General features: G+C 73.4%; 7 protein-coding genes. 3 read left to right on the forward strand and 4 right to left on the reverse strand.

Annotated features, from left to right (window positions below):
• Nucleotides 1-275: 275 nt before the first annotated feature.
• Nucleotides 276-779 (reverse strand): MarR family winged helix-turn-helix transcriptional regulator, encoded by a 504-nt coding sequence (locus IF129_RS15990; RefSeq protein WP_191210354.1) that lies wholly within the window; start codon nt 777-779, stop codon nt 276-278.
• A gap of 181 nt (nt 780-960) precedes the next feature.
• Here IF129_RS15990 and IF129_RS15995 point away from each other — a divergent pair, with 181 nt between their 5' ends.
• Nucleotides 961-2,280: an MFS transporter gene (locus IF129_RS15995; protein WP_191210355.1), complete on the forward strand. Its 1,320-nt coding sequence runs from the start codon at nt 961-963 to the stop codon at nt 2,278-2,280.
• A gap of 12 nt (nt 2,281-2,292) precedes the next feature.
• Here the strand turns inward: IF129_RS15995 and IF129_RS16000 are convergent, their stop codons facing one another.
• Entirely contained in the window at nt 2,293-4,014 is a 1,722-nt protein-coding gene (locus IF129_RS16000; RefSeq protein WP_191210356.1) for an ATP-binding SpoIIE family protein phosphatase, read from the reverse strand.
• A 241-nt stretch (nt 4,015-4,255) separates the two neighbouring features.
• Nucleotides 4,256-5,629, reverse strand: a complete 1,374-nt coding sequence (locus IF129_RS16005; protein ID WP_381480512.1) for an NAD(P)/FAD-dependent oxidoreductase — start codon at nt 5,627-5,629, stop codon at nt 4,256-4,258.
• 544 nt (nt 5,630-6,173) lie between these two features.
• On the opposite strand from IF129_RS16005, the gene IF129_RS16010 reads away from it, so the two are divergent.
• Complete coding sequence (locus IF129_RS16010; RefSeq protein WP_191210530.1) at nt 6,174-7,061, forward strand: TetR/AcrR family transcriptional regulator; 888 nt, start codon at nt 6,174-6,176, stop codon at nt 7,059-7,061.
• A gap of 411 nt (nt 7,062-7,472) precedes the next feature.
• Nucleotides 7,473-9,368, forward strand: a complete 1,896-nt coding sequence (locus IF129_RS16015) for a sigma-70 family RNA polymerase sigma factor (protein WP_318153773.1) — start codon at nt 7,473-7,475, stop codon at nt 9,366-9,368.
• Nucleotides 9,369-9,411: 43 nt separating this feature from the next.
• Here the strand turns inward: IF129_RS16015 and IF129_RS16020 are convergent, their stop codons facing one another.
• Nucleotides 9,412-11,592, reverse strand: a complete 2,181-nt coding sequence (locus IF129_RS16020) for an asparagine synthase-related protein (RefSeq protein WP_191210358.1) — start codon at nt 11,590-11,592, stop codon at nt 9,412-9,414.
• Nucleotides 11,593-12,065 lie beyond the last annotated feature (473 nt).

Below are 12,065 nucleotides of genomic sequence, written 5' to 3' on the forward strand. Positions count from 1 at the left end.
TCTTCGTCCTTGCCGTTTCCGGCCGGATTCGCATCCGAATTCCCCTGTCGGCGGGGCCCGCCTTCCGGCGTGACCGCTACTTTAGAGGATTTCCCGCACCGCTCAAAATCGAGCGGATCCAGGGATATTCCGGCATGCCGAAACAGACCCCGGATGAGGGTTCACCGTGCTGGGTAGTGGTCGCCACCGAGTGGCAGAAGTGCTGTCCGTCGACCGCAGTGGCCGTTGACAACCCGCAGAACTGTACGGAGCGGCCATGCCGGTGTCAACTCGCCTCAGGACAATCGCGTCTCGAGCCGTTCCAACAGCCGAGTGAGGAGGTCCCCCAGGTGGGAGCGTTCCGGGCCGGAGAGGTCCTCGAGCAGCTCCTCCTCGAAGGAGGTCGCCTGGCGCATGACCTGTAGCCACTTCTCGCGCCCTTCGTCCGTCAGTCCGATGATGACGCGGACACGGTTCTCCTCGTCGCGTTCCCGGGTGACGAGGCCTGTCGCCACCATGCGGTCGACGCGATGGGTCATCGCCGCCGGAGTGAGGCCCAGGCGCTTGGCGAGGGTCCCCGGCCACAGCTGGTACGGCCGGCCGGCCATGACGAGCTCCTTCAGGACCTCCCACTCCGCGCTGTTGAGCCCGAGGGTCGCCAACTGACGGTCGTACGCGACGCTCAGCCGCCGATCGAGCCGGCACAGGGCGTTGACCACGCGCTCCACCTGCGGGTCCAGGTCACGGAACTCGCGCTGATAGATGGCGATCTGTTCGTCGAGCGGCGGAAGGTCGGGCATGGGGTCGAGTATGCCACGCAATCGATTAGCGTCGAAGGCTTGACCTATGTACTCTTTAGCTTCGAATTCTTCAACCCTCAGCTCCGCTCGGTCTCACCGCCGACCGGGGCTGCCTGGTGTGTGACGTCCTCACCTCCCGAGGACGCGCCCCCGACCACTCGACGACCTTGGGAAGGTGAGCGTGACCACCGCGACGGGCGCGACGCTGCGCCGGATTCAGCTCGGGAACGCGCTGAGCGCGTTCGGCAGCGGATTCACCGTGCCGTACCTCTTCATCTACGTGGCCGATGTGCGCGAGCTCGGCCCCTCCATGGCCGGCGCCGTGCTCGCGGTCTTCGCCGCGGCGGCACTGCTGGTGCTGCCGTTGGTGGGCAGGGTGATCGACCGGCGGGGGCCACTGCCCGTCGCCCTCACGGGCACGGGGGCCGCAGCCGTCGGGGCCTCGGGGTTCGGACTGACGGAACAGGCGGCGACGGTGCTCACCGCCGCGGCCGTCCTGGGTGCGGGCGTCGCGGTACTCCAGCCCGCACTGGCCACGATGATCGTCTGGTGCTCCACCACGGAGACCCGGTCGCGGGCCTTCGCTACGCAGTTCTTCCTCATCAACCTCGGCATGGGAGCCGGCGGGCTGTTGGGCGGGCTGATCGTCGACGAGCACGCCCCGGCCAGCTTCACCCTGCTCTTCAGCATTCAGGCCGTGATGTTCCTGGTGCTGGGCGGCGTCCTGTGGACCGTTCGGGTACCGCGTGCGCCGGTCTTGGGCGATCCCCCCACGGCAGACGGGCAGGCTCCTGCCGCGTCGGGGTGGCGCGCTCTGCTCGAGGACCGGGCGATGGTGCTGTTGGGCGTCCTGGGCTTCGTGCTGTTCTTCACCTGCTACGGCCAGTTCGAGTCGGGGCTGGCGGCCTACGGCGTCGAGGTCACCGGCATCTCGACGTCCACGCTGGGCCTCGCCCTCTTCGCCAACACCGTAGTGATCATGCTGGCCCAGTTCGTCGTGCTGCGGATGGTTCACGGGCGCCGACGCAGCCGGGTCGTAGCCCTCGTCGGCGTGGTGTGGGCGGTGGCGTGGCTGTCCGCCGGGGCCTCCGGGCTCGTGCCCCAGACTCCCGCGCTGGCCGTCACGTTGTTCATCAGCACGTACGCGTTGTTCGGCCTGGGCGAGGCCATGCTGTCGCCCACGGTGGCACCGCTCGTTGCCGACCTCGCACCGCAGCCGATGGTCGGTCGGTACAACTCGGCGTTCGCGCTGGTCAAGCAGCTGGGCGTGGCAGTCGGTCCCGCGGTGGGTGGGCTTATGGCAGCTCAAGGGGCCTACCCGGCCTACATCGCCCTGCTGGTGATGTGCTCCCTGGGCATCGCGCTGCTGGCACTCCGCCTGGGTCGGCGGCTGACGCCGGTACAGGACGACCCGGCGCTGCGGGTCACGCAGGTCGTGCTGCGGTCCCCGCAGCCCGGTGGGCCGGGCCCCGCCGGTCAGCCGGTCGGCGTCACCGTGTGACCCGACGTCCGGTCAGGACGCGGTGGCCACCGACTCGACGGTGGGCAGCGTGAACTCGCACCAGACCGCCTTCCCGCCCCCCGGCGTGAGGCGGGCGCCCCAGGAGGCGGCGATCGTGGCGACGATGGAGATGCCGCGCCCGGTCTCGTCGACGGGCTCGGCCTGTCGGCGACGGGGAAGGTGGTCGTCCCCGTCGGTGACCTCGACGACGAGCCGGCGATCGGTGCGCCGCAGGCGTAGCCGCATGGGCGGAACACCGTGCTGCAGGGAGTTGGCGACGAGTTCGCTCGCGGCCAGGACGCCGAGGTCGTGCAGCTCGCGCGGGAAGCGCCAGGAGGTCAGAACCCCCGAGGCGAAGGCGCGGGCACGCGGGGCCGCCTCCACGCCTCCGAGCAGGTCGAGTGCGGCGTTGCGGAAGAGCTCGGCGTGTTGGCCGTCGCGGCGGGGATTCTGGAAGACGAGCAGGGCGACGTCGTCGTCGTGCTCGGCCGTGATGCCGAGAGCCCGCAGCAGCCGGTCGCAGATGATCTCTGGCGATCCGGTCGCTCCGGCGAAGGCGCGTTCGAGCGCCGCGACGCCGACGTCGATGTCGGCGTCGCGGCGCTCGACGAGACCGTCGGTGTAGAGGACGGCTGTGGCACCCGCGGGGAATGGCATGGTGGCCGAGGTGTGCTGCCAGCCCTCGGTGCCCAGCGGCGGGCCCGTCGGCTCGTGGGCACTGTGGACGTGCCCGTCGGCGTCACGGACGAGAACGGGCAGGTGACCGGCGGACGCATAGGTGAGGAGCTCCTCGCCCGGATCGTGTACGGCGTAGAGGCAGGTCGCGATCTGCCCGGCATCGATGTCGGCGGCCAGCCCGTCCAGCAGTTGCATCACCTCGTGGGGCGGGAGGTCGAGCCGGGCGTAGGCGCGGACGGCGGTGCGCAGCTGACCCATCACGGCGGCGGCCCGGACCCCACGCCCCATCACGTCCCCGATGACGAGAGCGGTACGGCCGCCGCCGAGGGTGATGACGTCGTACCAGTCGCCTCCGACGGCGGCCTCGGTGCCGCCGGGCCGATAGGTGGCGGCGACGCGGAGGTCGTCGGGCTGCTCCAGCTCCTGGGGCAGCAGGCTCCGCTGGAGGGTGACGGCCGCCTCGCGCTGCCTGGCCTCGCTGGCCCGCAGCCGTTCTGCGGATTCCACCTGATCGGTGACATCGGTTGCGAAGACGAGCACTCCGCGCCCCTCGCGCCCGCCTGCTCCGTGCGCGAGTTCGACCGGGGTACAGGTGAACGTGTAGAAGCTGTGCTTTCCCGCGCGTGCCGGAACGCGCCGCGACTTGACGGTGCGCGGCTTCCCGCTCCGCAGCACCTGGTCCATCAGGGGCAGCAGGCCGAGTTCGACGAGCTCGGGCAGCGCTTCCTTGGCCCTCTCGCCGCGAGGCCGCTCCCCGAAGGCCCGAACGTAGGCGGCGTTGACGTAGCCGATGCGGTGATCGGCGCCCTGGACGAGGGCGACGAGAGCGGGCACCTGGCCCAGGAGGTCGTGCACGGACAGTGCGTCGAGGGGACCCACGGCCGGGCCGTCGGCGGGCGCGTCAGGGTCGGGGTCCGTGAGCTCGCCGCGGGCGGACGGCACCTCGCGACCGGGGCGGCCGGAGGCGGGCACGGAGTCGGCGGACCGTGCGGCGCGCGCGACGGCGGAGCGTCGCGGCGTGCCGGGCAGTCGGGCGCTCCAGCGCGTGAAGTTCACTGCGGTTCAGATCCGATTCTGCTGAGACGGGTCGTACGGGTGCGGACGGTTGGGCAACGGGCCGAGCGGCCGGCCGTCCGGGTTGTTCCGTGGTCGGACGGGTGGAGGGGGTTCGATGCGGGTCGGGGACGGGTGGGCCGGTGATCAGGACGCTCCGGACGGAGCTCGTCGTGGTCACGCAATGATGTCGTGGACCCACCCATCGTCACATGCCCAGTGTGGTCGACGGCACTGACATCCGTCACGGCTTGCCGGGGCGGTGCCCGTCACCAGCGGCGATCTCGAACTCTGCACGGGGATGTTCCAGAGAGCCGAGGGAGACGATCTCCCTCTTGAAGAAGCCGGCGAGCGTCCATTCGGCCAGGACGCGCGCCTTCCGGTTGAACGTCGGGACGCGGCTGAGGTGGTAGACGCGGTGCATGAACCAGGCGGGATACCCCTTGAGCCTGCGACCGTATACGCGCGCCACGCCTTTGTGCAGCCCCAGGGAGGCGACGGAACCGGCGTAGGCGTGACGGTAGGCGGTCTGCGGCCGGCCGTGCAGGACGGCGACGATGTTGTCGGCCAGGACGCGGGCCTGGCGTACGGCGTGCTGGGCGTTGGGAGCGCACTCGACACCGGGTTCCTCCGCCGTGAGGTCGGGGACGGCGGCGGCGTCTCCGGCTGCCCAGGCGTGTTCGGCGCCTTCCACCTGGAGCGTCGCGGTGCAGCTGAGGCGTCCCCGCTCGGTGCGGGGCAGATCCGTGGCGGACACGATCGGGTGAGGCTTGACGCCCGCCGTCCACACGAGCGTGCGGCAGGGGTGACGGGAGCCGTCGCTGAGGACGGCGACACGGTTCTCGCAGCTCTCCAGCCGGGTGTCGAGCCGGACGTCGATCGCTCGGGCGCGTAGCTCCCGCACCGCGTACCCGCCCATCTCGTCCCCCACTTCCGGGAGGATGCGGCCGGTGGCCTCGACCAGGATCCACTTGAGTTCCTCAGGCCGGAGGTTGTGGTAGTACCGGCAGGCGTAGCGGGCCATGTCCTCCAGTTCGGCCAGCGCCTCCACGCCGGCGTAGCCGCCGCCCACGAAGACGAAGGTCAGCGCGGCGTCCCGGATCTCGGGGTCCCGGGTCGAGGAAGCGATGTCCAGCTGCTCGAGGACGTGGTTGCGCAGGCCGATGGCCTCTTCGACGGTCTTGAAGCCGATACCGACGTCCGCCAGGCCGGGGACGGGCAGCGCGCGGGAGACGGAGCCGGGGGCGAGGACGAGTTCGTCGTAGTGCAGGCGGAGCGGACCGCCGCCTTCCTCGCCGGTCGCGGCGGTCTCGACGGTCGCGACGCGATCGGCGTGCTCGATCTGCCGGGCCTCCCCGACGATGATGCGGCAGTCCCGCAGGACCCGGCGGAGGGGGACGACGACGTGGCGGGGGGAGATGGAGCCGGCGCCGGCCTCGGGCAGGAAGGGCTGGTACGTCATGTAGGGCTCGGGGCTGACGACGGCGATCTCCACGCCGCCCTTGCCCTCCCGCGCCCTCTTCAGTTCAATCTTCAACTTCTTCTGCAGGCGCAGCGCGGTGTACATGCCGACGTATCCGCCGCCGATCACCAGAATGCGCACCGGTTCCTTCGCCACCTGGGGCCCCTGTCCATGCGTCACCCGTCCATGACGCACCTGCCGAGCTGCGTTTGTCCACAGGGCTGCGTGATTTGTACGACGAGTGGACGCATGGGTCACCAGCCGGCAGCAGGCCCCATGGAGGTGGGAGAAAGCCAGGTCACCGGGGGTTCTCACGCGGTTACGCGGGGGGCCGACGCGGGCGCGTGGAGGGGGTCATCCGAATGAGCGGGTGGGCGAGGAGGTGCCCTCTTCTGTATTGACCTGGGCTCAACTATGTTCTTAGAGAGCCGGGCTGCCACGGGGAGTGACTGAACCCGGCAAGCAGGCGGGGAGTCTCCGGGGGGAGACTTCATATTTTCCGGGGGGAAGACATATGCGTATTCAAGGTATGCACAGCGTCCAGGACGTGCACGGCGTCCACGGTGTGCACAGCGGTGACGGCGCCGAGGGCGCCCAGGACACTGCCGCGGAGCGGGGCGCCCGAAGCGCTGACGCCTCACGCGCGGCGCGAGGAGCCATGGCCGTCGTGCCGGCCGGGGACAGGAGCGAGGCGAGCGGTATGGGAGGGACCAGGCACCTCGACGGCGTCGCGACGGAGCCCGGTGCCCACGACCCCGACTCCGACGCGTCGCCCGGCGCCCCCGAGGGAGCTGGCCGGGCGGCTCCCCTGCGGGTCGACGCCCAACGGAACCTGGAGCACGTGCTCCGGGCCGCGCGGGAGGTCTTCGGCGAGCTGGGCTACGGCGCTCCCATGGAGGACGTGGCGCGCCGCGCCCGGGTCGGGGTGGGCACGGTCTACCGTCGGTTCCCGAGCAAGCACGTCCTGGTCCGGCGGATCGCCGACGAGGAGACCGCACGACTGACCGAGCAGGCGAGGACGGCGCTGCGCCATGAGGGGGAGCCCTGGCCGGCGTTGGCACGGTTCTTGCGGACGTCGGCGGCGTCCGGCGCCGGGCGTCTGCTGCCTCCGGAGATACTCCGGGTCGGGGTCGAGCCGGCCCTCGGTTCCAGCTCGGTCGACGAGTCCGTCGGAGCAGGCGCCGGGGCGGACGGGGGCGCTCGCACGGGGCTCGCCGCCGCGCCGAACCCGTCTCCGGGGGCGGACGAGGTACAGGACGAGCCCCGCGTGCCCCAGCAGCGTCGGCACCTATCGGCCGTCCAGGGCGGCGAGCCGTCCCTGGCCCTCACGGGCGACAGGCACATACGCGAGGCCGACGAGCCCATCGCCGAGGCGAGCGGTTCGCTGGAACTGCTCAGCGTCGTGGGCGAGCTGGTGCGCCGGGCCCGCGAAGCGGGCGAGCTCCGAGCCGATGTGACGGTGGCCGACATGCTGCTCGTCATCGCCACGGCGGCGCCCGCCCTGCCGGACGCCGATCAGCAGCGGCAGGCATCCGATCGGCTGCTGGACATCCTGCTGGAAGGCCTGCGGTCCCGTCCGAGTGCCTGACCCCGGGGCCGAGGGCCTGCCGTGGGCTACCGCCAGCCGTCGCTGGTCCGGAACGGTGGGCGTGGAGACGGACGGGGGCCCTCCACGCCCGCACCACGCCTCACCTGATCGGGTGAGGCGGCAAGGCTCCCCTGTGCGAGAAGGCCCCGGTCGGGTGATTCCCCGTTCGGAGCAGCCTCTGGGGTCCTCCGGCGTGCCAGGCTGACCCGGTGTCGAGCTGGGTCAGGGCGTACGGGAGCTTCCGCGATGGGCAGTGAGGGGCGGGGCGAAGCAGAGCAGGGCTCCGGCGGTCAGGAGGGGAACGGCCGGCAGCCCGCGCCCGAGGCAGGCGACTCCCGGGGTCCACAGGTCCCTGGCCAGGGTGGGGCGTCAGCCCGGAGAGGCCGGCACCGCAAGGACGCCGGCGCCCCGGTGCCCCCCAGGATGCCGCGGCAGCGCACGCGCAGCGGCCCGGTGCCGGGCGGCGAAGGCCCGCGCTCGGACAGCGCCGCCGAGCCGCCCGGTGGCGGGCCGTCGGGCGGCTCGGCGGGCGGGCGCGCCTTCGAGGACGACGTGGGCGGAGAAGGGAGTGTGCGACGAGCCCTCGCGGAGCCGGTGGGGGACGACGAGCTGGTGACCCGCATGCGCGACGGGGACACCGCCGCGTACGACGAGGTCTACCGCCGCCATGCGGACGCCGTGCGACGCTACGCGCGGAGCTGCTGCCGGGACGCGGACACGGCGGATGACCTCACCAACGAGGTCTTCGCGCGGACGCTCCAAGCGGTCCGGCGGGGCAGCGGGCCGCACACGGCCCTCCGCGCGTACCTGCTCGCCTCCGTCCGGCACGCTGCGGCGGCCTGGGCGCGCACGACGCGGCGTGAGCATCTCGTCGAGGACTTCGCGGCGTTCTCCGTGGCGGCGGCCGGCGGGCGGGGCGCTGCGGCGGACGAGACGCTCACGTTCGGTGCCGAGGTCCAGGCGATGCACGAGGCCGAACACTCCATGGTCGTGCAGGCGTTCCGCACCCTGCCCGAGCGATGGCAGACGGTGTTGTGGCACACCACGGTCGAGGAGTCCCCTCCGAGCGAGGTGGCGCCTCTGCTCGGGCTGTCCGCCAACGCGACGGCGGTCCTCGCCCACCGGGCGCGGGAGGGGCTCAAGCAGGCGTACCTCCAGGCACACGTCAGCCGGTCGCTCACCGCGGACGCGGAGTGCGCCCGCTATGCCGACCGGATCGGCGCGTTCACCCGGGGCGGTCTGCGCACCCGGGCCGAGCGCGGGCTGCGCCGGCATCTGGAGGAGTGCGCCCGCTGCCGCACGGCCGCGTTGGAGGTGGGCGACGTCAACACGCGGTTGCGGGCGCTGCTGCCGGTGGCCGTCATCGGCTGGTTCGCCGCCTCCTATGCCGTCAAGGCGGCCTCCGGGGCGATGGGCGGTGCGGGAGCCGTCGCGGCGGCGGGCAGTGCCGCAGCGGCCGGCGGTGTCGCGGGCTCGGGTGGCTCGGCCGGGGCCGGCGGTGCCGTGGCCGAGGGGCTGGGCGCTCCGGCGAAGGCCGGGATCGCAGCGGGGGCGCTGGCGGCCGCCGCCGCGGCCGCCGCCTTGGTGCTCGCGCTCGCCGGCAGCCCACGGCAGGCCGAGCCGCCGCCCCCGCAGGCCGCGCCCTCGGCCGCGCCCAGCACACCCCTCCGGACGCCCGAACCCGCGCCCCCGGACGTCCCGGAGCCGGAGCCCGAGCCGGATCCCGTCGCCGTTCCGGTGCCGCCACCGCCCGACCCTGAGCCCAGCCCTCGACCATCCCGCACGGTGGCGCCACCGCCTCCCTCGCCGGAACCCGTTCCGACGCGGCAGAGCCCGTCCCCGAGACCCTCGCCGTCGCCCGCCCCCGCCGGCTACCCCCTGGCGGACTTGCCGTACGACGTTCTGAGCGGCACCTCCGCTCCCGAGCATCCGGCCCTGCTCCTGGCGCGGAGCAGCCCGGTGTGGCCGCGTTCCGGCCTGCGCATCGCCGAACGACGCTACGCCCACGGCATCACCGTCCAGGCCCCCTCCTCCGTCCTCGTCCGCCTGGGCGGGGCGTGCGTCGGGTACCAGGCGCTGGCCGGGGTTGACGACCTGACGATGGGGCTGGGCGCGGTGCGCTTCGTCGTCTCCGGTGACGGACGGGAGCTGTGGCGGTCCGGCGTGGTGAGCGGCGGCGAGCCGCCGGTACGTGTGGACGTTCCGGTGCCCGGGGTGGAGACGTTGCGCCTGACCGTGGAGCCGGTCGGCCCGTACGGTCACGTGGCGCAGGCGGACTGGGCGCAGTCCGTGGTCTCCTGCCGCTGACGGAACCGGTGGGCGGCGCGCGGGGGTCGGCCACCGGTGTGGTTCAGGGTGAGACGGCCAGGGGCCGGGAGGGCACGCCCCGGGAGACGGCGCGACGACGGGGTGCGACGCTGCCGGTCCAGGTGGTGCCGCGACGTTCCATGAGCCGCTTGAGCCAGAGTTCGGCGGAGACGAGTTCCGCGATGCCGTCCAGGGGCAGTTCGTCGCCCTGCACGGCGGAGTGCAGCGCGCCCCGGACGACCCTGGCGTCGAGGAGTCCGGCGCGCACGAGGTAGGAGTCGTCGAAGAGGTCCAGCAGGTCGTCGGCGTGCGTGCGCAGTCCGCGTCGGACGGCGTGGACATGGGCGGTGTGGGACGTGGCGCCCCAGCCGGGGGGCAGTTCGGCGACGCCGGCTCCGGCGAGGACGGTGCGCAGGACGGCGGCCCGGGCGCCCGGGCGGACGCGCAGGGCTTCGGGGAGTGCCCGGGCGGCGCGGACGACCTGGTTGTCGAGGAAGGGGGCGTGCAGGCGTTGACCCGTGGCGGCGGCGATCTGTTCGAGCACCCGGTAGTCCGCGGCCTGTCGGGCGAGGGCGTCCCGGGCGCGGGCGACGCCGGGGCGTCCGCCGGGTGCGCCACTCGCACGGAGGGCCGCGGCCTCCAGGCGAACCGAGACCTCGGCCAGCGCCTCGCCGGTCATCCACCGGGCGGCGGGGCCGGGACGGCACCAGGTGAGGGCGGCCAGCGAGGCGTGGAGGGCCCCACCCGGTTCGCCGTTCGTGTCGTAGACGGCGACGTCCCGTTCGCGGAGTCGGCGCGCGGCCGTGAGGACGCCGTCCCGCTGGGAGGTGCGCGCGAGTCGGCGGGCGGCGCGGTAGACGGCGAGCGGCACGAGGACCGAACGGCCGCGCGGAGCTCCTTCCGCGACGGCCAGCGCGGCGGCCGGGCGCAGGAGGTGGCGTCGGCGGCGGTCGAGGAGGAGGTCGGCGAGACGGGCGGGGTGCGCGTCGAGCACCTGCCGGGCGCCGTAGCCGGTGAGCTGGTCGGCGCTGGCGGACGTCAGTCGGAGGCGGTGGCGGGCGAGGTCGACGAGGGAAGGGCCGGGCTCGTCGGGGAGCGGGAGTCCGAAGACGTCGTGCAGTCCGGCATAGGGCAGTGCCTCTTCGGCGCCGGGGACGACCACGTGGTGCAGCCGGGGGTCGTCGGCCACGGCGCGGGCGCGTTCGAGCTCGCCGGAGCGGGCGGCCTCGTCGATGGCGGTGAGGTCGTTGAACGTGACGGCGAGGAGACGTTGACCCGCGGCGGTGCCGGGGGTGCCGGCGACGGTGCCGGGGATGCCGGGCAGCCCTGCGGCGAGGAGGGCCAGCGTGGCCGAGGCGGCTCCGCCGGACAGGTCGGCGCCGAGGCCGGGGGCCGTGCCGCCGCGCCGGGGGCGGCGCTCGCCGGGGCCCATGCCGGGTACGGGGCCGGGATCGCGGTCGGGGTGCGGGCGCCGTCGGGCGCCGTCACCGGGGGTGTCGTTCGCGTCGAAGGCCGTGGCCGGCACGTGGCGCGGGGCGGCCAGGCGCACCCGGACAGCCTCGACGAGAGCGTCGCGGACGCCGCCGACCGCCTCGTCGGCGTCGACGGGCAGCGCGGCGACGACCGTCGGCACGGCGGGCTCGTAGCCGGTGACCTCCCGGCTGCCGCCCTCGCGCAGAATCAGGGCGTGTCCGGGCGGGACGCGGTGGACGCCGGTGTAGGGAGTCGAGTCGCCGAGCGCTTCGGGGGCGTCGGGAGCGGCGAGCAGGGCGCCGAGGTGGTCGACGTCGAGCTGTGCCTCGACGAGGTCGGCGAGGGTGAGGGCGGCCGTCGCGTAGGCGGTGCCCCCGGCGAACGGCGTGTGGAAGACGGGCCGGGCGCCGGCGAGGTCCGTGGTGACGGCCACGCGGCGGCCGATGCGGACCACGGCGGTGTAGGAGCCGGGCCAGGCGGTGAGCTGACGGAGCGCGCCGCCGCGCGCGGCCAGAAGACCGGCGCGCAGTTCGGCGTCACGCGCCCCGCAGCAGCCGAAGACGGCGAGTCGCGTGCCGGACCCGGCGTCGACGACGCGGACCTCGTCGGGCCGCCAGTCGCCGACGGCCCACAGCGGGTCGTCACCGCCCCACAGTTCCTGCCCTCCGACGGGGTGAAGGGTGCTCGGGGAGAGTCCCGGCATGCTCGCCCGGCCCGCTGCGGTGCTGCTCCACCCCACCAACCACCGCATCGTCGCCGCCTTTCGCCCATGGGCCGTCTGCCACGGGGTCCACGCCCGGTCCGCCCGGAGGCGCTCGCCGGCCCGCACGGCCGAGGACGGCCGGCGTTCCGGAATGCCCCGTGCCGACGCCCCTCCGTGTGTACCGCGGGCACGCAACTGTCGGCCCGCACCTCCTGTTTCGGCTCTCGCCTGGCCCCATGCTGCCACGCGGAGGCGGGGTGGGCGGTGGTAAGGGGGCTCGGTTGTGGACGTGTTCGGCTGCCGTGATCCCGCCGAAGGGTCTCCTCAAACCGCGATTTCAAGCCAACTTGGCTTGCGCAGAAGGCACTTGTCCCAGATTCCGCGCTTCACACAACGCAACGTATATGCCAGGTACATGGACCGGACGGACCACCCCGACGTCCGCGTGCGCGCACGGTTCTGAACACACCGGCGGTCCGGGAGGCATGGATTCCTCCCGGACCGGGCCGCCACCCGCGGGG

It is taken from the genome of Streptomyces chumphonensis, assembly GCF_014779715.1.
In the GTDB taxonomy this organism is placed as follows: domain Bacteria; phylum Actinomycetota; class Actinomycetes; order Streptomycetales; family Streptomycetaceae; genus Streptomyces; species Streptomyces chumphonensis.

What these genes read in the sequence shown, in the direction of transcription:
- IF129_RS15990 (WP_191210354.1), bottom strand. Translation starts at nt 779, where the DNA reads ATGCCCGACCTTCCGCCGCTCGACGAACAGATCGCCATCTATCAGCGC.
- IF129_RS16010 (WP_191210530.1), top strand. Translation starts at nt 6,174, where the DNA reads ATGGGAGGGACCAGGCACCTCGACGGCGTCGCGACGGAGCCCGGTGCC.
- IF129_RS16020 (WP_191210358.1), bottom strand. Translation starts at nt 11,592, where the DNA reads ATGCGGTGGTTGGTGGGGTGGAGCAGCACCGCAGCGGGCCGGGCGAGC.